At 39.1% G+C, this 22202-nt stretch carries 21 protein-coding genes; 9 read left to right on the top strand and 12 right to left on the bottom strand.

Translation table 11 applies throughout. The annotated features are described in order from the left end of the window. The first annotated feature begins 7 nt into the window (after positions 1 to 7). A complete protein-coding gene (locus HWV00_RS16220; protein WP_043994560.1) occupies positions 8 to 481 on the top strand; it encodes an Lrp/AsnC family transcriptional regulator in 474 nt (157 codons plus the stop codon). A gap of 16 nt (positions 482 to 497) precedes the next feature. Here the strand turns inward: HWV00_RS16220 and HWV00_RS16215 are convergent, their stop codons facing one another. The 5 genes from HWV00_RS16215 to HWV00_RS16195 all read right to left on the bottom strand — a co-directional run bounded on the left by HWV00_RS16215 (position 498) and on the right by HWV00_RS16195 (position 3889). Beyond that, complete coding sequence (locus HWV00_RS16215) at positions 498 to 1214, bottom strand: DUF3581 family protein (protein WP_211682970.1); 717 nt, start codon at positions 1212 to 1214, stop codon at positions 498 to 500. A 114-nt stretch (positions 1215 to 1328) separates the two neighbouring features. Then, a complete protein-coding gene (locus tag HWV00_RS16210; protein WP_211682968.1) occupies positions 1329 to 1769 on the bottom strand; it encodes a hypothetical protein in 441 nt (146 codons plus the stop codon). A 135-nt stretch (positions 1770 to 1904) separates the two neighbouring features. Beyond that, positions 1905 to 2738 carry a formyltetrahydrofolate deformylase gene (purU, locus tag HWV00_RS16205; RefSeq protein ID WP_211682965.1) on the bottom strand — a complete coding sequence of 278 codons (834 nt, stop codon included), beginning with the start codon at positions 2736 to 2738 and terminating at the stop codon, positions 1905 to 1907. Between the two features lie 180 nt (positions 2739 to 2918). Then, complete coding sequence (locus HWV00_RS16200; protein WP_211682963.1) at positions 2919 to 3386, bottom strand: YchJ family protein; 468 nt, start codon at positions 3384 to 3386, stop codon at positions 2919 to 2921. A 20-nt stretch (positions 3387 to 3406) separates the two neighbouring features. Beyond that, positions 3407 to 3889 (bottom strand): DUF2947 domain-containing protein, encoded by a 483-nt coding sequence (locus tag HWV00_RS16195; protein WP_211682961.1) that lies wholly within the window; start codon positions 3887 to 3889, stop codon positions 3407 to 3409. A 196-nt stretch (positions 3890 to 4085) separates the two neighbouring features. On the opposite strand from HWV00_RS16195, the gene HWV00_RS16190 reads away from it, so the two are divergent. Together HWV00_RS16190 and HWV00_RS16185 are read left to right on the top strand one after the other, a co-directional pair. Next, a complete protein-coding gene (locus HWV00_RS16190) occupies positions 4086 to 5078 on the top strand; it encodes a hydrolase (RefSeq protein ID WP_211682959.1) in 993 nt (330 codons plus the stop codon). Positions 5079 to 5210: 132 nt separating this feature from the next. Then, positions 5211 to 6659: a cytochrome P450 gene (locus tag HWV00_RS16185; RefSeq protein ID WP_211682957.1), complete on the top strand. Its 1449-nt coding sequence runs from the start codon at positions 5211 to 5213 to the stop codon at positions 6657 to 6659. Between the two features lie 58 nt (positions 6660 to 6717). On the opposite strand, the gene HWV00_RS16180 is transcribed toward HWV00_RS16185, so the two are convergent. After that, positions 6718 to 7149, bottom strand: coding sequence for a universal stress protein (locus HWV00_RS16180; RefSeq protein WP_211682955.1), 432 nt, complete (start codon positions 7147 to 7149; stop codon positions 6718 to 6720). 297 nt (positions 7150 to 7446) lie between these two features. Next, positions 7447 to 8199 carry an OmpA family protein gene (locus HWV00_RS16175; RefSeq protein WP_211682953.1) on the bottom strand — a complete coding sequence of 251 codons (753 nt, stop codon included), beginning with the start codon at positions 8197 to 8199 and terminating at the stop codon, positions 7447 to 7449. Between the two features lie 290 nt (positions 8200 to 8489). On the opposite strand from HWV00_RS16175, the gene HWV00_RS16170 reads away from it, so the two are divergent. The 3 genes from HWV00_RS16170 (at position 8490) to HWV00_RS16160 (ending at position 14234) form a co-directional block, all read left to right on the top strand. Further along, the gene (locus HWV00_RS16170; protein WP_211682951.1) at positions 8490 to 9545 is read left to right on the top strand and encodes a hypothetical protein; all 1056 of its coding nucleotides are present in this window, start codon (positions 8490 to 8492) and stop codon (positions 9543 to 9545) included. Positions 9546 to 9836: 291 nt separating this feature from the next. Continuing rightward, a complete protein-coding gene (locus HWV00_RS16165) occupies positions 9837 to 11141 on the top strand; it encodes an OmpP1/FadL family transporter (RefSeq protein ID WP_255554678.1) in 1305 nt (434 codons plus the stop codon). Between the two features lie 9 nt (positions 11142 to 11150). Then, the gene (locus HWV00_RS16160; protein WP_211682947.1) at positions 11151 to 14234 is read left to right on the top strand and encodes an Ig-like domain-containing protein; all 3084 of its coding nucleotides are present in this window, start codon (positions 11151 to 11153) and stop codon (positions 14232 to 14234) included. A 102-nt stretch (positions 14235 to 14336) separates the two neighbouring features. Here the strand turns inward: HWV00_RS16160 and HWV00_RS16155 are convergent, their stop codons facing one another. The 5 genes from HWV00_RS16155 to HWV00_RS16135 all read right to left on the bottom strand — a co-directional run bounded on the left by HWV00_RS16155 (position 14337) and on the right by HWV00_RS16135 (position 19217). After that, the gene (locus HWV00_RS16155) at positions 14337 to 15827 is read right to left on the bottom strand and encodes a carboxypeptidase M32 (protein WP_211682945.1); all 1491 of its coding nucleotides are present in this window, start codon (positions 15825 to 15827) and stop codon (positions 14337 to 14339) included. 120 nt (positions 15828 to 15947) lie between these two features. Next, entirely contained in the window at positions 15948 to 16820 is an 873-nt protein-coding gene (locus HWV00_RS16150) for an SMP-30/gluconolactonase/LRE family protein (protein ID WP_211682944.1), read from the bottom strand. 60 nt (positions 16821 to 16880) lie between these two features. Then, a complete protein-coding gene (locus HWV00_RS16145; RefSeq protein WP_211682942.1) occupies positions 16881 to 17705 on the bottom strand; it encodes an SDR family oxidoreductase in 825 nt (274 codons plus the stop codon). Between the two features lie 136 nt (positions 17706 to 17841). Beyond that, positions 17842 to 18816 (bottom strand): DUF2333 family protein, encoded by a 975-nt coding sequence (locus tag HWV00_RS16140; RefSeq protein ID WP_211682940.1) that lies wholly within the window; start codon positions 18814 to 18816, stop codon positions 17842 to 17844. 125 nt (positions 18817 to 18941) lie between these two features. Beyond that, complete coding sequence (locus tag HWV00_RS16135; protein WP_211682938.1) at positions 18942 to 19217, bottom strand: hypothetical protein; 276 nt, start codon at positions 19215 to 19217, stop codon at positions 18942 to 18944. Between the two features lie 251 nt (positions 19218 to 19468). On the opposite strand from HWV00_RS16135, the gene HWV00_RS16130 reads away from it, so the two are divergent. The 3 genes from HWV00_RS16130 to hemF all read left to right on the top strand — a co-directional run bounded on the left by HWV00_RS16130 (position 19469) and on the right by hemF (position 22105). Beyond that, a complete protein-coding gene (locus HWV00_RS16130; protein ID WP_211682930.1) occupies positions 19469 to 20248 on the top strand; it encodes a DeoR/GlpR family transcriptional regulator in 780 nt (259 codons plus the stop codon). Positions 20249 to 20281: 33 nt separating this feature from the next. Continuing rightward, positions 20282 to 21046, top strand: a complete 765-nt coding sequence (locus HWV00_RS16125; protein WP_211682928.1) for a ParA family protein — start codon at positions 20282 to 20284, stop codon at positions 21044 to 21046. Between the two features lie 156 nt (positions 21047 to 21202). Continuing rightward, positions 21203 to 22105 (top strand): oxygen-dependent coproporphyrinogen oxidase, encoded by a 903-nt coding sequence (gene hemF, locus HWV00_RS16120; protein ID WP_211682926.1) that lies wholly within the window; start codon positions 21203 to 21205, stop codon positions 22103 to 22105. The last annotated feature ends 97 nt before the right edge of the window (positions 22106 to 22202 follow it).

Below are 22202 nucleotides of genomic sequence, written 5' to 3'. Positions count from 1 at the left end.
TATAAATATGAAATTAGATCGCACAGATAAATTGATTCTTAACCTGATACAAGAAAATGGCAGGATCAGTAATTTAGAGTTAGCAGACAAAATTGGCCTATCTGCATCACCTTGCTCTAGACGTGTAAAACATTTAGAAGAATTAGGTTTGATTGATAAGCACGTGACATTGCTTGATCAAGCGAAGTTAGGGTTAAAGCTAACGGCTTATATCCATATCAGTATGGATCGACATACGCCGGAACGCTTTGATAACTTTGAAGCTGAGATCGCAGCTATTCCAGATGTGATGGAGTGTTGCATTATTACGGGTAGCGATGCGGATTTTCAGTTAAAAGTAATTGTACCGGATATGGAGCACTACCAAGAACTATTACTGGGTAAGTTGACGCGAATTAAAGGCGTTACCGGAGTGAGGTCGAGTTTTATGTTACGTAACGTATTAAGCCGAACGGTATTACCGCTCGACCACATCAAATAATATATAAAGCGTAATATTAGCTGGCTGCAGAAAGGTATTTTACTTTTGCAGCTTGGTAATCGGCAATAACACCATTCATGACAGATTCTTCATACGGGATCAAACCGCTTAGCAGCATTTCTTTTTGACCTGTACCGACTTTTTCTTCACCTTCGTAAAAATCAAATTTGAAAGTCACAGTTGCACGTTTACCATTTACATCAATGAGTGCTTCATCAAATCTAAGCGCAATGTTTTTCACATCAACACGTGTCATGTTTATTTCCATACATTTGTACATGATAAGCGCACGGGCTGGATTAAACATTAAATTTTCGCTACGCATGAGGGGAACCATCACATCAGGAAAGTTCTTTCCTGAAAACTGAACATATTCAATAATAATTTTGCTAATGATCTCGTCATCATGAGATGAGTTTCCTGCGAGTTCTAGCTCCATTAATACTTGTTCATTTGCGTTTATTATCGTTGTTTTATTTTCTGATAGTGGTGAGAATTGCAAGTCGACGTCATTTCTAACCATGCCAGTAAAATTTATTTTCATTGTTTCAGACAAACCGAATTTAGCTAAAGAAACAGCAAAAAGCAGATCGCCAGGTACACAAAAGCGTTTGTTATCCACATCGTGGATCTTGTTATAGTCATTTGCAACTGTTTTAGCAAAATGACTAGCTTGGTGTTGAGTAAAGCGAAAAGTGCTGTCTTCTTGAGAATAGAATTCGTTTAGAAACATATTTTATATAAACTACGATAATGAAAACGCCAGTCTACATTACTTTTAATTATTGGCAGGTCGATCCAGTTGCAAATATGGCATTTAAAATGCTTACTGGATCATGTCGTCGTGTTATTTTTTTACATCGGGGGTGACACTTCTTAAGATCCCAATCCCTGTGCTGAGTAGTGTTGAACTGGTTTTAATGAGTGTTTCAGCGGGCATCGTAGCAGCAGAACCCATCATGGTTGGGATAAACTTTTTAAATGAATTATCGACCCCTTCTTCAACCTCTTTACTTAATTGTGGTAAAAATTCTTCAATGATTTGATCTAATTCTTGTTTCACATGCGCTTCTAATTCGGGTTGCATTTCGGTTATTTTTGCCTCGATAGCATCGGCAATTTCTTTACTTATTTGTGGGGATGCTTGCTCAATAGTCGTTTCAGCTTCCTCTTTGATTAACGCTATTTGTGTTGCGAGATATGGCTTAATAACATTGTTGAATACATATAAAAACGTCAGTGCGGTGAAGAGACTACTAAGTAAGGCAGTAAAGATAATTGTGAGCATAATAAACCGTGATATGAGGAATAAGTTATTAATATTAACGATTTAGTGACTTGTGTAAAGGTAAATATGAATGGAAGCAGAGATAGATCCATAATGGCTTATGGATCTCGTATTATTTATTAAATAGGCAAGGTGTTAGAATACCACTGTGCGGTTTTCATAAATAAATACACGTTCTTCCAGTACCAGGCGTAATGCCTTGCTGAGTACTGATTTTTCGACATCTTTGCCTGAACGTGCCATATCTTCGGCATTGTATTTATGATCTACGTGGATCACGTCTTGCAGGATAATAGGTCCTTCATCAAGGTTATTCGTGACGTAGTGGGCTGTTGCACCAATAATTTTTACACCGCGTTCAAATGCTTGTTTATAAGGTTGTGCGCCAATAAAAGCAGGTAAGAAAGAGTGGTGGATATTGATGATTTTATTTTCAAACGCAGCCACAAAATGTGGCGTGAGAATACGCATATATTTAGCTAAAATAACATAATCAGGCTGGTATTCAGATACTTTATCAATGATACGTTTTTCATGTTCTTCACGGCTAATGCCAACGTGAGAAACGGTATGGTAAGGCACATCAAATTTTTCGGCTAATTCGGCAAGATTATCATAATTACCAACAACGGCAGCAATTTCAACGTCTAAACCACCGTAGTAGTTTTTCATTAAAATATCACCTAGGCAATGCGCCTCTTTGGTGACTAAAATAACGATGCGCTTTCGGCCTGCTGATACCAGTTTACGGTGAGCACCAGTGGGTAGGGCGCCATCGAGGTCTGCAAGTAAAGTATCATCGTTAAATATACCTTCGAGTTCAGTCCGCATGAAAAATCGGTTATGCGTGTTATCAACAAACTCGGTATTATTGACAATGTTAAGCTGGTGCTTGTAACAAATGTTGGTGATCTTTGAGATCAGTCCTTTTTGGTCGGGACAATCGGCCAGTAATATCTTCTTTTCCATAATATCTACTACTTTATTTGATGGTTTATATTGATATGGCTGAATACTTAAATCTTGTATTTATACCAATGACAATTAACAGTTGGGCACTTATTTTTGTCATTGGTATTAGCTATATTTTCTGTGATTAGCGTACTTTTCTTCATATCGCGTAATGATATTACCGCATAGTCGCCTTAATTAACCACAGCATTTCTTATACTTTTTCGTACTACCACATAAGCAAGGGTCATTGCGGCCTTGTTTTAGTGGTGCAGGATTTTGTTCACCATGGGTATAAAACCATTGCTGATCTTGAAATAAGAAGTTAGAGCGTTCATGCAAACAAGCTTCTTCTTCACCATCTTTAAACCAAGCTTTAAATTCTACAACACCAGTCGCGCTTTCTTCATCACCTTGACTCATGATTATTTCTAATCGTAACCACTGTGTATTCTCAGCCGTTTCAGCAATTAAATCTTCATTTAAGTCGGCAATAAAATCAGGATGGTGAGTCGCCATTAAATAAACCGGCACGTTATGTACATAAGCACTATAACGCGAACGCATCAGTTGCTCTGCAGTTAGAGCAACCGCTGTGCCATAAATATATTTACCACAGCAATCTTTAAAGGGCATTGCTAAGCCACAGCTACAAGAAGTATGCATAATTGTACTTATTTTTGTTGCTAAACAGGCTGTCTAGTACCGATTAATACAGTACCGTCTTGCTGAAATGAAAGGGCTTCTTTACGTTTTGCAGAGATTAATAGTGCGCCATCATCATAGAATAAAAAGTTTTTCCAGTTACGTCTAAATGTACCCCAGTTTGTTTCGATCATATTGAATCGTTCGTAACAAAAATAAACTTTGCTGTTATCATCCCAAGTCAAATGTGCAAGCACTTCTTCGGGTAGTTCATAAGTGTCATCGTTGTCCCAAGCTTGTTGCCAGTCTGCTTCTTGTGACCATGTATTTTGATCATGTGGCCAGTCGCCTTTACTGAATTGATCAGTAAAGTTACATTGTGAACTAATGAGTTGGCTCCATAATTGACCCGCTCTTGCTTTGCTAAACGGTTTGATTGTTGCTAAATCATCAGCACTCATTGGTAGCGAGTTATGATTAAAGATCCACTTTCGAGAATAAGATTCAAGTTCTATATAGTTCATTTATGGCACTGGTTATAAGTAAAATTATTTTAAGTTTACAGTATTATTTATGCTTTCGGTATCAATTACTCCTTTGCCCCTAATTTAACGTATTGTAGTGTTACTATAAAAAATTCGAGTGGTGTTATTATAAAATATCCAATAAGATGCAGGTCGTTGTTTTAATGATTAATAGGTTAACTTAAGGTATTTAAAGATGTTTCAACCGAGTCAGTTTCAGCCGCAGTGGTGGATTCGTAATGCACATTTACAAACAATGTTGCCGACGATTAGCCGCCGTAATCTGAAATTACCGACAATTAATGAAAGACTAGAACTTGAAGACGGTGATTTTCTTGATTTAGCCTGGACTGAACGACCAATAGCTGAAAATAATAAACCGATTATTATTATTTTTCATGGGCTTGAAGGGTCTGTTGAATCACCTTATGTTAAAGGGATCATGCGAGCGGCAAAAGAGGCTGGCTGGATTGGTCTTGTCATGCATTTTCGTGGTTGCAGTGAAGAATCAAATCGTTTATTACGTGCTTATCACTCTGGTGACACTAATGATGCAAGCTATGTTATCGGGTTAATTGCGAAGCGTTATCCTCGTGCTCCTTTGTTTGCTGTTGGTTACTCGCTGGGTGGCAGTGTGTTAACACATTATTTAGCCCAAACAGGGAAGCAATCTCAATTATTAGCGGCATCCGTTGTATCGGCACCATTATTGTTAGCAGAAAGCGCAGAGCGGATCAAAAAAGGTTTCTCTAAAGCTTATCAGCGCCGACTGATTAAACGTCTCCAAGCCAGTGTCGTACGTAAATTTGAACACTTAGATATGCGTTCTGCATTGAACTTAACGACAACACAAATCAAAAAATTAAATACTTTTGTCGAATTTGACGATCGAGTGACAGCCCCCTTACACGGTTTTAAAGATGCGCTGGACTATTATAGTCAATGCAGTAGTTTGCAGTTTTTACACAAGATCGAAACTCCGACATTGTTTATTCATGCCGAAGATGACCCATTTTTAACTAAAAAAGTGATCCCCACCCCGAAGGAAATGTCGGACAATATATTATTTGAATTAAGCCGCTATGGCGGGCATGTTGGTTTTGTCTATGGCTCGATTTTAAAACCGAAATATTGGTTGGAAGAACGGATCCCAAGTTGGTTTAGTGAATTCACTAACGATAAAAAATAATAATGACAATATTTAACAGATCTCGTTTTTAAGATATTGATTACACATGTAATGCGATCTTAAAAAAATGTCCTATTGTTAATGGTAGCGGTTTTTATTCCGCACTATTTCATCGAAAACAGGGACAGTTAAATGAATGCTAAAATAGTTAAGGATATTGACTCAGGAATATTCACTGAGACCACGATTAGTGATCTACCGGGTCCAAAACAGAAACCTCTCTTAGGCAACTTCACACAGATTTCACCAGAATCATTTCATACTAATTTAGAGCAATGGGCGGAAGAATATGGCCCTGCTTATCAAATGAAATTATTAAATAAGCAGTATTTAGTGATTTCAGATCCTAAAATTGGTTTAGAAATCATTAAGCAAAGACCGAAGTTATTTAATCGTACAGAGCGCTTAGAATGGTTATTTGAAGATCTGGGCTTTCACGGTGTATTTTCCAGTAATGGGGATAAATGGAAACGGCAGAGACGGTTAATTATGCCTGCATTTTCTTATAGCACTCTTGCTAATTTTGTACCTCATTTAAAATCATTATCCATTAATCTGCAAACGGCGATCGATCAAAAAATAGCGACAGGTGAAGCGTTTGATGTGCATCGTTTATTGCAGCACTTTACCATCGATATCACCACAAGCTTGGTGTTTGGTTATCAAACCAATATGTTATCTGGTAATACTGATACGAGTTTACGCGACAATATTGACCGCTTATTTCATGCATTAAATAAGCGCGGTAAATACCCTTTTCCATGGTGGCGTTATATCCGTACACCCGAAGCACGCAGAGTGGATAAAGCGCGTGAAGAAATTTATCAACTCGCGGTCAGTATGATCGCGAAAGCGAAGCGAGAACTTGCCGATAATAAAGCACTAGAAGAAGAACCGGAAACAATTTTACAAGCGATGATTGTGGCGAGTGATAGTGATGATAATAAATTAACGGATGATGAATTATTTGCCAACATACTCACATTACTGCTGGCTGGTGAAGATACAACGTCTAATATGCTGGCTTGGACACTGTACTACCTTTCTCAAAGCCCAACCTTACAGCAACAAGTGATTGATGAAGTATCACGCGTGTGCAACGGGGATATAGAAACATTAGACCTTGCCGCATTAGAGCAGTTTGAACTGATTGAGGCGGTATTACGTGAAGGCTTACGGTTAAAAGGTACCGCCCCACTTATTTCTGCGGAACCCACTGAAGATACAGTATTGAGTAATGGTATTAAATTACCAAAAGGGACTGCAATTTTTATTCTGACACGACCCGGTGGTTTAGATGAAAAAGTAGTGGAGTGTCCTCAACAATTCAATCCTGAACGTTGGATAGCCAAACCGGAAAAACCTGTATGCCCACATTTACAAAGTAGCCATATACCGTTTGGTGCAGGTGCAAGACATTGCCCAGGCGAACGCTTAGCGATGATGGAAGGCAAGGCTGTTATTGCTCGTTTATGTTGGTATTACGCGATCAGTCAGCCTGAACAAGCGCCAGAAGTAGGCGAGGAGTTTGCATTTACGATGCGCCCAACAAATTTGCAACTGACACTTACTCCTCGTTAATCTTAGTGACCCCATTAGCTAAGTTGGTCTATTGGGGTCTTACAGTATTTATATCCGTTTATTTGACGATTAACACAGGGCAGTGGGCGTGACGCGTCACAGATTCTGCAACGCTACCAATCAGTATGTGTTCTAGCCCTGTTCGACCATGACTTGCGATGATGATCATATCGCAATCAAAATCAGCGGCAGCTTGGGTGATTTCTGTTGATGGATGGCCTTCTAATACCGCTGTATGTAGTGGGATACTCGGTTTAATATCAGAGGTTAATTCATCTAATTTTTCTTGCGTTATTTTAAGCATATGTTCGTGAATGTCACTGGGCGTGATCGCGAGTACTTGAAAACTATCAAAGCCATGGATCTCATTAATAACACTAACTAAATGTAAGGTAGCATCATATTTCAACGCCATGTCTGCAGCATAGCTTATCGCTTTATTCGCTGTACCTGAAAAGTCGGTAGGGCAAAGAATATTGTTAATTGTCATGATGATACTCCTGTTCAAAATAGACGAATAGTTAGTTGTAAAATAATGCATTTACACTATTAAATATACTCACTTAGGACTAGTAAACTGTTACTTAGATCATAAAATATAGTTTAAGTATTCTGTTGTTACCATTTCAGTATAGAACAGAGATATTTTAGTTTTGAAAAGAGTTATGGACTGAATAACCATTGTTCTTCAGGGGAATATGAGAGTGTATATTTTGATAAAGCTAAATAAAAAAGACTAACGAGTTACCGCTAGCCTTAATTGTTATTATAAAGTGTTTAAATATAACTAGAATTGCATTGCGACCTCATTTGTGGCGCTATCTGCTAGGCTATCGATGAACTCGATTGTCACTTTACGATCTCTTGGGTATTGTACAAGATCACCAAGTTCAGAGCTTGCGTATTCGGCACCAAAAGATTGCACTTGAATATTACTTTCATTAACGCCTAACGCAATGAGATTATCTTGTACTGCGACAGCTCTTTGTTGCGCTAAATTAATATTAAGTTCATCTTGTCCACTTGGGTCTGCATGACCAGATAAGACGATGTTAATGGTGTCATGTTCAATTAAGTAATCCGCTATTTGTGTTAATCGAGCTTGATTGGTTGCGTCTATCACGCTTTGGTTAACAGCAAAGAGTAGATCTAATTGTAATGCGTTTAGCACCAACTGTTGATTTAACTCTTCGGTTTCTGATATTTGCTGTATCTGTTGGTCTAGAATCAATACGTCTTGTTGTAGCTGATTATTTTGTAATTCACTTGCCAATAAATTTTCTGCTATCTGCTGATTTTCAGCAACAAGTTTGTCGGATTCAATTGATTTATCCCATGTATTATTAATCCAATCTCCTGCAGCTACGCCTAACACTAAGCCAATAGGACCACCTGCAATTGTTCCCACAATAATTGTCGATGAAAATACGCCCGCTTTTTCCCATGTTGTTAATGGTTCTTGCTCTGCTGCATTTGCCGATACGCTCGTAAATACCATTGATGTAATAAGTAGTGATTTTGCGATGATAGATTTTTTCATGGTCAATTTCCTTTATTGATGAGACTGCTTAACAAGCTATGACTCTATTAAAGCAACCAATAAAGGCTTTTTACTGCCAACAAAATGACAAGTTACGTATCAATAATGACGAAAAATGACAATGCTCGAAAACGTCACCTTGCGAAAAGTGCTAAATTGATATCAATATAAAGTACCAATTCAATACCTATGTGATATTAAACGCGCATTGGTTAGTTTCGAATCCGAATTTTTTGTTATTTTAATGGTCTGTTTCATCAAGACTGTTTGTTTACGCATGGGAGATATTAATGAAGGCGGGTGTATTAAGGGTTGTTATTAGCGGTGCTATTGTTGGACTGTTATCGGGTTGTGCTACATCGGTAGATCATTTATTGGTAGATGATGTCGCTTTACGAGATATAAATAACCAGGCGTTAGTTAGTGGAGATAAAACGCTAGATATTCAATATCTCGGTGTCGGTGGTTACTTATTCCAATATGGTAATGACAGTATTATGACTGCGCCCTCATTTACTAACCCCAGTTTAGTCAATGTCACCTTGCCGTTACCTATCGAGGCTGATACGAAATTAATTGATAAATTATTACCGGATCACGCTAAACAAGCCGAATTCATTTTAGTGGGACACGCACATTATGATCACTTAATGGATGTGCCTTATATCATGCAGAAGCATATGCCTACGGCAACGGCTGTTGGTTCAACGACGATGACGAATATTGTGACTGCGGTTATTGATGATGAGCGTTTATTGGATATTACTGATTATGCAGCCGTCGGTGAACAAGTAGGTAAGTGGGTATATAACCGAAGCCGCAGTATTCGCTTTATGCCTATTAAATCAGATCACGCACCGCACTTTATGGGTATTAAAGTGATGTCAGGTATATATGAAGAAGCGTTAACGGAATTACCAAGTACCGCTTATGGCTGGAAAGAAGGACAAACCTATGCCTATATTATCGACTTTTTAGATAAGCAGCAGAATCCAACTTATCGTATTCACTATCAAGATGCTGCAAGTAACTCACCGGATGGGTTAATGCCTGTAATGGATGATAGTAAAGCGGTTGATATGGCCATTTTATGTGTTGCTGCTTTTCATCAAGTGGATGATTATCCCGAAGCTATTTTGCAACAAACAAAGCCAAATACAATTGTACTAGGACACTGGGAAGACTTTTTTGATAACAACAGCGTTGATAATCAGAATAAACCAGCAAAAGGTGTACGGATGACCAATATCGATGATTTTATTCAGCGAGTTGATGTTGTGAAAATAGAAGGCGCAACGCCTTTATTACCAGCCCCTTTTTCATGGTTACAAATATACGCTAACTAGTTCAAGAGATTGAGTAAACATACTAAGTAAATTGGAATAACTAAGCTAGCGTCAGTGTTATCAAAATAAGGTATGAGGCTGGGTCTAATGCTTCTAGCTCATTAGATCCTGAATGACGAAATAACCTGATATATGTACGACAATTGGTATCTCAATCAGGGTATATTTACATCCAGAAAAATGACAGCGTGTCCACTTCGGCACGCTTAACAATTTAACTTGTATTCCGTTGTTGTGGCTGGAGTCACTAGAGGATACTTATTTTAGTTTCGCTAAATGGAGTTAGCACCAATGACTAAGAAGACACTTTTTAACAATATCTCTCTACTTTCTGTATCAGTTGCATTAGCACTGACGGCTGGCACTGCTCAGGCGAGTTTAGGTAACCTAGGTTCTACATTTGGTTTAACACCTGTTGATATTGCTTCGGCACAATCTTTTTCTTTATTTAATTCACAATCATCAGCAGCTTATTACAATCCTGCGGCGTTATCTGCGACAGACCAAGGTGAGATGTATGTGGGTTTATTATCTGCAACGCCTGATATGACAGCTGGTGATCAAACATTTGATGAAGCAACACAACCACTACTTGCTGGTATGAATATTAATATCACTAACCTTTTTAATTTTTCTTATCCAATCTATTTTGGATTGATCGCGGGTATTGAAAATTACGGTACAGAGATGATGGCATTTAGTTCTGCAACATCAGAAACAGGTCAACTGGCTAATTATGGTGAGAAACCATTATTTGTGGCAGCATCTGGGTCAATTCAAATAATCCCTGGTTTAACGATTGGTGGTGGTGCTCAAGTATCATTGCATGCTGATGCTGATATGAGTTTAGAAAGTGAATTAGATGGTACTGCATCTGGTAATGAGCGTGTGGCGGTTGCTGCTGAACCCGCTATTACACCGATCGCCGGTATCACCTTAGATTTAGGCCGAATGGCATGTGGTAGTGATAAGAACTGTTCTGGTAATGGTATTGCATTTGCTGCCGCTTTCCGTGGTGAAAGTTATGGCCAAGCCAACATTAAAGCCGCTGCGACGATTACGCAAACAGTCTCTGATTTACCAATTAACCTACTGACTTATGATGCTTATCAACCGGATATTATTTCTGCTGGTGTTCGTATTAAAGCTGGTATGGTGAGTTTAGCATTCAGTGCTGAGCAGCAAAACTGGTCTGATTTAAATGATTTAATGATAAATGATACCGTGAAAGATCAGGCTAGTTTGGGTTTCGAAGACATCATTATCCCACGCGCTGGTATTGAACTGAACTTTGACGATACGGTTAGATTAATGGCGGGTGCAAGCTATGAAGTTTCTCCGCTAGACGCAGATAAAGCCACGTTAGATGTAAATTACCTAAGCGCTGATAAATTAGTCATGGGCGCTGGTATTTCTTATTTCCATAAGGGTACAGGCTTAACGGCTTACCCTTGGCAGATTGATTTAGCCTATCAGTTACAAGTACTTGACCCAACTGATCATACAATTACACACCAAGACAGCGCGAACAATTCATCTGTTGAATTAGAAGGTACTGTCTCTACTATTTCACTTTCGTTTGCGACGAAATTTTAAGGGGGCTTTATGACAAATATTAACGCTCGTTTAAATTCATTTTTTAAATATAGCTTGATTGCTTCAGCGATTACACTTGCTGGTTGTGGTGTCGAGCCACAAGATAATGAGAAAGCAGAAGAGCCAATTCTAACAGCAGAAGAAAGCCGTGATGAATTAGCAAAGCGTCGTGCTCAGAGCTTATTTGATGCGCATACGTTTTATTCATTTCCATTTAATGGCCAAGCCGACGTTGCTGTGAATACATCCGTGTTACTGTCATTTTCTCATCCGCTAGATCGTTTTTCAGCGAAAGCGTTTACGTTGTCAGACAGCAAAGGAAATGTTGTTGAGGTGACGTCGGTTGAGGTGACTGAAGGTAGCTTTGCCACAGACCCTAATAATCCGATGGCGGATGGTCTGGCATTTAAACCGAAAGCTGCGCTTAAAGCGGGCGAACAATATTCAGTTACTTATGCTATCGGCTTGATTAATGAAGCTGATGGAAATAAAGAGTTAACTGCAGAGCGAACTGAGGAAGATCCATTAACGTTTACGACGCGATTAGCGAAAGACTCGGTGAGTTTTGCATTAGATACAAATGGTTTTTATCCGACTGATGATTTGCCGTTTACGACATTTACATCATTACGCTTACGTACAACTAATGACATTGATGCGACAACGCTAATTGCTGGTGATACATTTAAATTTCAAAAAGTGGGTTCGACAGAGCAAGTTGCGGGTGATTTAATTGTCAGAGGTCGTTATATCACATTTGATCCAGCAGATGACCTTGATGTTGATGCTACGTATGAGCTAATTATCAGCAATGACGTTAAGGACAGTATAGGTAATAGTTTTGCGGGTTTAGAAAAAACATTTACGGTGTTAGATTCGGGAGAGCATGCATTTAAGCCGATGAACGTTACCGTGAATACAAATAATCAGGCGTCACCTTACTCTGGTGAACTGACCAATGCAGTAACGATTAAGTCTGTGCTAATTGGTGGTAATGATACAACTTATGTTGACTCAGACTTGATTACTGAATTAGCAAATCTAGGTAACTTTGATGACGCTTCGCCACTTGTAATTCGTAAGGGATCTATTTTAAATAGCTCAAGCTTAACAGTTAAAGTGGGAGGTGAATTCCCGACGGGTTTCGATACTGGCAATATTCGTATGACCAATATTTCTGATGCAACCGGTTATTTAATTAATAATACCAATTCTGATCATAAATATGCGTCAAAGCAGTTACATCTATTTATGGATGTTGCAATGACGACGGATGGTTATGACGAAGATGGTAAGCTGAATGGTAAAGCCAACGGTGGTTTAAGTCAGAATATTATGCATCTTGAATTGATCGGCACCGTGAGAACGGAAGGTCCAACCATGATCATTGATGCAGTCAGTGAAATTGATGTGAAGATTTTAGGTGTGGATAATGCCCATGCACAAGTCTCTTTCCATATGGAGTCATATACTGCTGATGAAACGCCTGCACCTGCTGTTGATATTAAGCCACCTGAATTTCAATCTGCTTATCCGGCGGAGAATATCACTCACTTTAGCTTAGGTGATAATGTCACAGTAACTTATGATGAGCCGTTAACGTTATCATCATTGCAGAATCTTGTTCTTAAAGATGAAAATAATACTGTGATTGATACTGTCATTAGTCAAGACGGTTCCTCTATCGTGATTGACCCTATTACTAATTTAGCGTCTTCAACAGCATATACGATTACAGGCAGCATTGAAGATTTAGCTGGTAATATTGCGTATTTACAACAGCGTTTTACCACCCCGTATAAAGTCCAAGAATTACGCCAAACTTCACCCATGGTTGAAGGTACAGTCCCTGGTTACACTTGTGCCTTAGTTGAAGCTAATTATGCTAATGATATTGCTGGTCGTTGTGCAGGTGGTTCTGATGGCAGTGGTACTGTCGTAGAAGATGATAAGTTTAATATCTTTGATTTGCAGGCAGACAGAGATATCTTTATTGCTTTTAGTCAGCAAATTGATAAAGCGAGCTTAGTACTTGGTAATAGTTGTAATACAGGTTCCTTCCGCGTTGAGGTTGTCAATAGTGCGGGTGTTTGTCAGTCAACTGTACCAGGTGTGATGCAATATGATAATAAAATATTAACCTTCTCACCAATGGAAAACTGGCAAGATCAAGGTGCGAATGTTTATCAGTATTCATTAATTTCACAAGAAAATGCAACGAAAGAACAAGTTGATTGTACTAGCGGCTCTGTTATCTGTAGTGAAGCTGGTTATCCGTTACAAACCACACTACTGAAAGAAACCAGTGCTGAAGATCAAGGTGGTCCTGATATTCGCATCCCGTTTAGAGCGGCACCTGCGGATAACTTTGTATTTAACCCATTGATGATGCCAACGACGGACAGTAATCGCGATTATCGTTGGAATGAAGGACAAGAAACGCTTACCAGTAACTTTGCTTTATTAAGTGTAAATGATGGTGGCTTTGATGGACTAATTACAGATGCACAAACAGGCTGTGCGATTGGTAGCAGTTGCTCAGAAAATCTATCTAAGACTTTTATTAGTGCATTTATGCCAACGGAAGTAGGTGAGTATGATCCAATTAATAACCGTATACCGGTAAAAATTCATGCCCAGCAGATGATTTCATCAGAAGTATATGTACAGGCTAAATTGGTACTTCTAGGTGGTAGTGATGTGCCTACGGGGACGATGATCATGCGCCCACGTTACCCAACTGTTGATGGTAAAACCGTGGTTCCAACGGGTTATATTATCTGGAATGAAGATACCCAGCAGCTTAATTTTAAGATTGAGCTGGATGTATATATGGATTCACCAAATATGCATGTAACGCTTGATTTATCCCATAACTTACACAGTTATCCGATTACGATGAAGCTGCAAGGACCAATTGAATTTGCCGATGATGGCCGGATGGTGATTAGCTTAGCCAATAAAAATAATATTCAAATTAAAGTTATCATTGCCGACGGTAATGGCGATGGTGAAGGGGGAGCTGGAAAAATGATGCTAGAATTAGTACCAGGTGCAGTTTCATTACAACAGATTTCATTACCGATGAAGTAATTCGAAATTATAATTAGTTCTAATAAAAAGGCCGCAAATTTAATTTGTGGCCTTTTTCATTATTAAGCATAGTAATTAGTGAAAAGTATTAAATACCAAAACTTACAAATAACGCGCCTGTAAATGTGCTTTAAAGTGAGCAGGGTTGAGTGTTTCACCCGTTGCTTTTTTCACTAAATCATTAGTACTTAATAATGACGCATTTTGCCAAATGTTAGTTTTAAGCCAAGTGAATATAGGTGATAAATCACCGCTGGTAATAATGGCAGATACATCCATCTCTTGCTTAATTTTCGTCATAAACTGAGCCGCATACATGGCACCTAGTGTATAAGACGGGAAGTAACCAAAGCTACCATCTGTCCAATGCACATCTTGCATACAACCATTACGGTAATTACCTTTAGTATCCACACCTAAATATTGTTGCATTTTAAGCGCCCATAGTTCTGGAATATCATCGACTTCAATATCGCCATTCATTAATGCTTGTTCGATTTCATAACGCAGCATAACGTGAGCTGGGTACGTCACTTCATCGGCATCAACACGGATGAAATCAGGCTTCACGCGGGTGTAGCACTGACTTAGATTGAGTGGATTATAAATGTTGGTATCTGTGCCATTGAATGCTTGTTTAATTTCTGGCGTTAGTAGGGTTAAAAATTCCTGACTGCGGCCTAATTGCATTTCAAATAATAAACTTTGGCTTTCATGGATGCCCATTGAACGCGCTTGACCCACAGGTAAGTGATTTAATGCTGTTGGTAAACCTTGTTCATAGCGCGCATGACCTGTTTCATGGACGACACCCATTAAACTTTGGGTGAAATCATCTTCTTCATAACGCGTGGTAATTCGTACATCTGAAGAGACGCCGCCACAGAATGGGTGGGCTGATACATCAAGACGACCGTGGTCAAAATCAAAACCTAAAATACCCATCGTCTTTAAACCAAGTTGCTGCTGTGCGGCAATAGGGAAGTGACCTGTTGGCATGATGACATTATCTGATTTTTGTTTTTCTTGCGCTGCTAGTGTTAGTTCTGGCAACCATGACTTTACATCATCAAAGATTGGATCAAGTTGTGCACTAGTCATGCCAGGTTCGTACAAGTCCATTAGGGCATCATAGTTACTGCAGTTGTTTGCTTGTGCACGAATAGTTGCTTCTTCACGTGATAATTCAACAACGGTTTTTAAGTTCTTAGCAAAACCAGCCCAGTCATTTTCTTTGCGTTGAGTACGCCAAGCGTGCTCACATTTAGAACCTGCTAGCGATTTAGCTGAAACTAATTCTTCAGGCACAATATTAGCTTGCTGCCAGCTGCGGTCTATTTCCGCTAAGCTTGCTTGTTGCTCTGCTGATAATTGGTCTGACTGTGCTTGTTTAATTAAATCGGCAAGTTGTGGGACTGTGCTTTGCTGGTGGATCATAACCGCTAACTCAGCCATTGCCTCAGAGCGAGCTTCATTACCGCCAGCAGGCATCATTGCTGCTTGGTCCCAACCACAAATAGAAGATAAATGACTTAAATTATGGATCTTTTTAAAATGCTGAGAAAGCTGGTCATAAGCTGATTTTGTTGTCATTGTTACTCCAAAGTTGGATACAGATAAAGAGAGTATTAACCTGAATTGGCTAAGATATTGTTTAATACTCTAAAGGGTTAAATCATTTTTAACAAGGCAAATGAGTTGCAGTAAAAAAGATTAAGCTTCTTTAAAACGAGGTTTAATCATGCCTCCAACAGCTGTTTTTAGAGTGAAAATACAACCTGATAATGGTGATGCAGCACGCTCACTTGCTGACATATTTTCGCGTCCAGATGTAATGAAAAGCGTCTTCATATCACTCCCACCAAAACAGACCATAGTTGGATTTTTAACTGGTAGCGGATATTCAGCTAAGATTTCGCCATTTGGTGAAATTCGAATAACTTTAGAGCCGTTGAACATTGCAACCCAGTAGCAACCCTCGATATCCATTGCCGCACCATCTGGTCGGCCGTAGTCGGGTGCAAATTGTTTGAATATCTCTCTTGTGCCAGCATCACCCAATTCATTGAGAGGTGTTCGATACATCACGCGGTTTGGTGTATCTGTTGTATACATCCATTGTTTATCTGGGCTAAATGCCAAGCCATTAGCCCCAAGGATGTCAGCGTGTATTACTTTGGTATTGAGTTGTGCATCGACACGGCATAACAAGGCGCCATTAAAGTCCTTAGGTGACCAATATGTACCCGCATAAAAACGGCCGAATTGATCGACGCCACCATCATTAAAACGAGCCAGCGCTGGGTTGTTCGGGTTATCACATATTTTTTTATCTAACTGTCCAGCGGGATCGGTTAAGTAGATCCCTGTTCGCATCGCACAGATAAAACCGTCTGATTCTCTTAATGCAAAGCTGCCGACTTCTTCAGAAAAATGTAATACGGTATGTTTTTTTGTTAATACATCATATCGGTGTATTTGTTTTTCTAAGATATCAGTCCAGTATAAACTTTGGCTTTGTTCACACCATGTAGGGCATTCCGGTAAGTGCCCGTTGTAATCAAATAAGATGTTTATATCATTCATATTCAGGTACCTTATGGTCATATTTATAGTCTTGTTAGTTGTGCTAACTTAATTCTGATATCACCCTGATTTAGCTAATATTCCATCCAATACCCGAAATGGTAAAATACGCTTCAACAAGGCAAATAAATAAGTTGGAAAGGTCACGTAATAACGTACTTTAGGTTTGTTGCTTTCAATGGCATGAATCAGAGCCTTGGTTACTGCTTCTGGGCCTAAAGTAAATTGATTACTGACATCCTTTTTACCCAAGCGGCTGATTTGCTGTTGGTAGTCCTTGGTGTGTACGCTGTTTTCGATATCGATGTGTTCTTGAAAAGCGCTTAATGCATTGGCTCTGAACTGGCTGACTATTGGCCCTGGTTCAATTAAAGAAACTTTGATAGGGGAATTTCGCAGCTCTAGACGTAACGTATCCGTTAAGCCCTCGATTGCGAACTTGCTGGCGTTGTACGCCCCGCGATATTTCATTGCGACTAGGCCTAAAACAGAACTGTTTTGTATTATACGGCCACGGCCATTGGCGCGCATTAACGGAATAATTTGTGTGGTGAGTTCGTGCCAACCAAATACATTCGCTTCAAATTGTTTACGTAACTCATCAGTGGGTAAGTCCTCGACTGCACCGGGTTGACCATAAGCACCATTATTAAACAGTACATCAATCTTACCCTCGGTGAGTTTAGCGATATGTGCAACTGCAGTGGTAATTGAGGTTGTAGAGCTTAAGTCCAGTTGTACACTTTCAAAACCTTGTGCGATTAACGCGGTTACGTCTTCTGGCTTTCTTGCGGTAGCAAAGACACGATAACCCGTAGCTTTAAGTGTGACAGCCCCGTGATAGCCAATCCCTGTTGAAGCGCCCGTGATGAGTACTGTTTGCATTGTGCGAGCATCCTTAGCTGTGCTTAATGTATATTTTTGTTAGGTATGCAGTTTGTCATGAATTTCAGGCACAAAAAAGCCCGTCACTCTTTTAAAATGGAGTGACGGGCTTAAGCGTTATTTATATCAACAAAGATTAACCTTGTTCTAGTAATCTACGTAGGTCAATAACAGCCGCATTTGCACGAGACAAGTAGTTTGCCATTACTAATGAATGGTTAGCAAAAACACCAAAACCAGCGCCGTTTAAAATGATTGGGCTGCTTACAGGTTGTAGTGATGCTTCTAATTCAAGTATGATTTGGTCAACACTTGCCAGTGCGTTTTTCTTTTCTAACACGCTTTTAAAGTCAATACGTGCCGCTTTTAGGTAGTGATATAGTGCCCAAGAAGAACCACGTGCTTCCCAGAATACATTATCGATGTCTACCCATGCCGTTTTAACTGTTGCACCAGATGGTGTAAATGTTGATTGTTCAGCACCTGCATCACCAGATAAGTCGGTATTGATTCGGTATTGGCCAACAGATGCACTTAAGCGTTGTGATAATGAACCAAGACGTTTTTCAACTTGTTTGAACCATTCTGCAAGGTTATCTGCACGCGCATAGAATTGTGCGTCAGATTGTGAATCACCTAATTTAGCAAGATATAGTTGTAATTCTTCAACTGTCTTTTTATATTCTGAATCTGCGTTTGTTGGGAATAAACGCGTGTGCTCAACATTTAATGAACCGTGTGCTTTTTGTAAGTCTTTATTTTCAGTTGATTGCGTTTGTGAACGGCTTAAATCACGACGTAATACCAACATTAGATCGCGAGACTGTTCTAACAGACCATATTCCCAAGACGGCATATTATCCATAAAGATTGCTGGTGGTAATACAGAGTTACTTAGGTAACCGCCATTTTTTTCGTCTAGCGTTTGAATCGTTTTAATCAATGTTGCTGTCGTATATGAACCAACTGCGATATCGGCATTATTCTTGACTAGCGTTTCTGTCGCTTGTGTTGGGCTAAAGTTGTCTGGTTCAACACTCCAATAAATTGAAGTGGCATACAAGATAGCACCGACAGCAGCAATACCCGCTATGATTTTAGATTTACTCATCTGGTCGTTCCCTCGAATCATACGTTAAGTTTAGTAATATTTACTCTAGTGTAACTCGCTGAAATGCTTGCAACAAGCCTAATCACAATATAAAAACATACCATGCCACATTGGTATAAAATACATTATGATTTTTTAATTCTGACCACATGCATTATTTCTATTTTAAACCCTGCCACGGTTTCTATTTCAGGATAATACGTTAAATTTACGCTTGCCCCTGTTAATGATTTATAGGCTTTTTTGCGTTTAAATTTGAACGGCACTGTATGCCCTTGGATCATGACGGTGTTGAGGAACCAGTCATCTTTTTCTCGTTGGACGTGGGAGGTAACTTTTTGGAGTTCTGAATGGGTTAATCCGGGGTGTTGTTTAAGTAGTTTATCGGGATCTGAAGCCATTTTATTGTCTCATTGATTTTTCGTTATTTGAATAATAGTAGTTACTTGAATATAGTCGCTGTTAATTGTATTGAACTTGATGATTGCAACTTGAAAATATGAGCGAACAGCCATGAGTATATCGCAAAACAACGTTAAACTTTGTTTATTGGTACTATTTTTTAAGCTTACGCGTGTAAATATGATATAAACTAAAGAGTAAATTAAAACTCCCTTTCAATAATGACATTAGGGGTAACAGGGAGAACGATGTGAGACAAAATACACGTCATCAAAAAATAATTTCGTTGGTTAAGGAAGAGGGGTTTGTTAGTACTGAAGTATTGGTAGAACACTTTTCAGTAAGCCCACAGACAATCCGTCGAGATTTAAATGAACTAGCTGAGAAAAACTTGGTTCGCCGTCATCATGGTGGTGCATCATTGTTAGAAAGCAGCGTCGTTAATGATTCTTACGTTAATCGTAAGCAAAAAACGGCGAAAGAAAAAATGAAGATCGCACAAGCGATGGCAGAACTTATTCCAGATGGTTCATCGCTATTTATTGATATAGGCACTACATCTGAAGCATTGGCTCACGCATTATTAAATCATACTGGTTTACGTATCGTTACCAACAATCTTAATGTGGCGACGATTTTGATGCAGAAACCTGATTTTCGCGTCATTGTTGCGGGTGGTGAAGTACGTAATAAAGATGCTGGCGTTGTTGGCGAAGCAACGGTCGACTTCATTAAACAATTTAGAATGGACTTCGGTATTGTGACCATCAGTGGTTTAGATATGGATGGCTCTCTATTGGACTTCGATTATCAAGAAGTACGTGTAACACAAGCGATTATCGAGTGTTCACAAGAAGTATTTTTACCTGTTGATCACACTAAATTTGGCCGTAATGCTATGGTTAACATTGGTAATGTGAATCAGGTTCATAAATTATTTACAGATATTGAGCCACCTGAAGAATTGACTAAATTATTACAATTGCATCAAGTAGAATCGATAGTCTGTCAATCTGCGTTAGAGAGTTAAATCGTTAAATAATTATAGGGAAAGGAGTGTCTCGTGATCCGTGTTGTGTTTAATCAAAAAGGTGGCGTAGGTAAATCTACGATCTGTAGTAATTTGGCTGCAATTGCTGCATCAGAAGGCAAGCGTACACTGATTATTGATTTAGATAGTCAATGTAATACCAGTGCCTATTTATTGGGTAATGATTATAAGGTTAATTTTAGTGTTGCTGAGTTTTTTGAGCAAACATTAAATATTATTATGAAAGGGCGACCTTATCATGACTTTATTACCCCTACAGCCTTTCCTAATCTGGCCATTATGCCTGCATCAGAACTACTGGGTGAGCTGATTGTTAAATTAGAACAACGCCATAAGATCTATAAATTACGTGACGCGATGGTAAAACTGAAGCGTGATTACGATGAAATTTATATTGATACACCACCGGCCTTTAATTTTTATAGCTTATCAGCGTTAATTGCAGCGGATACCTGCTTGATTCCATTTGATTGTGATGATTTCTCACGTCGTGGCTTATATAGCTTATTGGCGAACATTGAAGAAACACGTCAAGATCACAATGATAAATTACGTGTAGAAGGCATTGTCGTTAATCAATATCAGGGACAGGCCAGTCTTCCTAAAAAATTGGTCGCAGAATTAAGAGCGGAAGATTTACCTATTTTAAACACCTTGATTCACAGCTCTGTTAAAGTAAAAGAATCACACAATCTTTCCCAGCCTTTGATCAGTTGTGCGCCCAAGCATAAAGTAACTCAGCAATTTTGTGAGCTCTACGCTGAGATCTCTGCATAATATATTTAACCGCTTTTGTTAGACCTATAGGCATCTACGCTAAAGCGGTTTAGTCTCTTTTTTCATACTCATTTTGTGAGTGTATTTTTTTATTAATAATCTTTTTAGGCTACATATATTTAAATTTGTGTTGCTAAAGTGGTAAGTAAGGTAGTTATGACTGTCAGTATCAATGAATTAGAATCATTTTTCCGTAATATCCAACAATCAATTATTTCAGCGTTTCAAGCTGAAGAAACCAACGGTGAATTTATTGCTGATAATTGGACTAGCCATCTTGGCAAAGGAACAAGTTGTGTCTTACGTAATGGTGAGGTGTATGAAAGTGCGGGTGTCAACTTTTCGATGGTGAGCGGTGATAAACTACCGGCTGCGGCATCGGCAAAGCGACCACAGTTTACAGGACTCGCGTATCAAGCAATGGGTGTATCCGTTGTTGTTCATCCACGCAATCCCCATGCACCGACGAGTCATGCGAATGTACGTATGTTTATGGTGACTGATAATGAAGGCAAGCAACATTGGTGGCTTGGTGGTGGATTTGATTTAACACCAATTCATTTATATGAAGATGATGCCCGTCATTTCCATACCGTTGCTCGTGATGCTGTAACCCCATTTGGTGATGACTTATACGAGCAGTTTAAACAAGATGCTGACGAATATTTCTACATGCCACACCGTGAAGAGTACCGTGGTATTGGCGGTATCATTTATGATGATTTGAACGCATGGGATATGGAAACGAGTCTCCGTTTTATTGAGTCTGTTGCTCAGGGTTATACCCAAGCATATGCCCCAATCATTGCTAAACGTAAAAACCAAACGTATACAGAACAAGAACGTGAGTTCCAACTGTTCCGCCGTACGCGTTATGCTGAGTTTAATTTGATTGTTGACCGTGGCACTATTTTCGGTTTGCAAAGTAAAGGACGTACCAAATCTATTTTGATGTCAATGCCACCACTAGCGAGCTGGCATTACGATGATCTTGAACCCCAAAATGATGCACAAAAAGCACTCGTGAAGGTAGTTTCTACACCGCAAGCGTGGCTATAATTTTATTTTATACCACGTTTAATCATGAGGCCTAACACCTCTTAATAACGAGCAACTAATGATAGTTGCTCGTTTGCTATATTTTAATCATAGAGTT

Origin of the sequence: Moritella sp. 24, from assembly GCF_018219155.1 — a bacterium.
Lineage (GTDB): Bacteria > Pseudomonadota > Gammaproteobacteria > Enterobacterales > Moritellaceae > Moritella.
Note: the sequence above shows the minus strand (reverse complement) of the source record. Positions and strands in the feature narration are given on the sequence as shown.

Bases quoted from the DNA above. Each gene is read 5' to 3' on its own strand.
- hemF (WP_211682926.1), top strand. From the start codon at position 21,203: ATGACTGTCAGTATCAATGAATTAGAATCATTTTTCCGTAATATCCAA.
- HWV00_RS16185 (WP_211682957.1), top strand. From the start codon at position 5,211: ATGAATGCTAAAATAGTTAAGGATATTGACTCAGGAATATTCACTGAG.
- HWV00_RS16200 (WP_211682963.1), bottom strand. From the start codon at position 3,386: ATGCATACTTCTTGTAGCTGTGGCTTAGCAATGCCCTTTAAAGATTGC.
- HWV00_RS16175 (WP_211682953.1), bottom strand. From the start codon at position 8,199: ATGAAAAAATCTATCATCGCAAAATCACTACTTATTACATCAATGGTA.
- HWV00_RS16165 (WP_255554678.1), top strand. From the start codon at position 9,837: ATGACTAAGAAGACACTTTTTAACAATATCTCTCTACTTTCTGTATCA.
- HWV00_RS16220 (WP_043994560.1), top strand. From the start codon at position 8: ATGAAATTAGATCGCACAGATAAATTGATTCTTAACCTGATACAAGAA.
- HWV00_RS16140 (WP_211682940.1), bottom strand. From the start codon at position 18,816: ATGAGTAAATCTAAAATCATAGCGGGTATTGCTGCTGTCGGTGCTATC.
- purU (WP_211682965.1), bottom strand. From the start codon at position 2,738: ATGGAAAAGAAGATATTACTGGCCGATTGTCCCGACCAAAAAGGACTG.
- HWV00_RS16180 (WP_211682955.1), bottom strand. From the start codon at position 7,149: ATGACAATTAACAATATTCTTTGCCCTACCGACTTTTCAGGTACAGCG.
- HWV00_RS16160 (WP_211682947.1), top strand. From the start codon at position 11,151: ATGACAAATATTAACGCTCGTTTAAATTCATTTTTTAAATATAGCTTG.
- HWV00_RS16135 (WP_211682938.1), bottom strand. From the start codon at position 19,217: ATGGCTTCAGATCCCGATAAACTACTTAAACAACACCCCGGATTAACC.
- HWV00_RS16215 (WP_211682970.1), bottom strand. From the start codon at position 1,214: ATGTTTCTAAACGAATTCTATTCTCAAGAAGACAGCACTTTTCGCTTT.
- HWV00_RS16150 (WP_211682944.1), bottom strand. From the start codon at position 16,820: ATGAATGATATAAACATCTTATTTGATTACAACGGGCACTTACCGGAA.
- HWV00_RS16210 (WP_211682968.1), bottom strand. From the start codon at position 1,769: ATGCTCACAATTATCTTTACTGCCTTACTTAGTAGTCTCTTCACCGCA.
- HWV00_RS16170 (WP_211682951.1), top strand. From the start codon at position 8,490: ATGAAGGCGGGTGTATTAAGGGTTGTTATTAGCGGTGCTATTGTTGGA.
- HWV00_RS16195 (WP_211682961.1), bottom strand. From the start codon at position 3,889: ATGAACTATATAGAACTTGAATCTTATTCTCGAAAGTGGATCTTTAAT.
- HWV00_RS16190 (WP_211682959.1), top strand. From the start codon at position 4,086: ATGTTTCAACCGAGTCAGTTTCAGCCGCAGTGGTGGATTCGTAATGCA.
- HWV00_RS16145 (WP_211682942.1), bottom strand. From the start codon at position 17,705: ATGCAAACAGTACTCATCACGGGCGCTTCAACAGGGATTGGCTATCAC.
- HWV00_RS16155 (WP_211682945.1), bottom strand. From the start codon at position 15,827: ATGACAACAAAATCAGCTTATGACCAGCTTTCTCAGCATTTTAAAAAG.